This window comes from Sedimentibacter sp. B4, assembly GCF_000309315.1.
GTDB classification, from domain to species: domain Bacteria; phylum Bacillota; class Clostridia; order Tissierellales; family Sedimentibacteraceae; genus Sedimentibacter; species Sedimentibacter saalensis.
Genome location: NZ_CANG01000600.1, coordinates 1 through 241, shown reverse-complemented (window position 1 = coordinate 241; position 241 = coordinate 1). Strand labels below are relative to the sequence as shown.

The window sequence follows — 241 nt, the reverse complement described above, 5'->3', positions numbered from 1 at the left end:
GGCCCGAGCGTGACGATGCCGGGCACCTCGTCGAGCGCGTCCACCACGTACACCGCGAGCCTCTTCTGCGTGCCGGCCTCGGTGAGCTCGAAGCCGGAGTCGTCGTCGAAGACCACCCGCAACGCCAGCGGGCCGCGTCCCGGACGGGCCGGCTTCGCCGGCATCGCATCCTTCCAGGTCAGCCAGCCGCCGCGGGCGAGGTGGAACACCAGCCAGAGCCCACCGACGGACAGGCACACGA

1 pseudogene is annotated in these 241 nt (G+C 72.2%); it reads right to left on the bottom strand.

Annotation, left to right across the window (positions count from 1 at the left end):
* A pseudogene (locus BN358_RS26695) lies at positions 1 to 241 on the bottom strand (Fpg/Nei family DNA glycosylase); the annotation flags it as partial.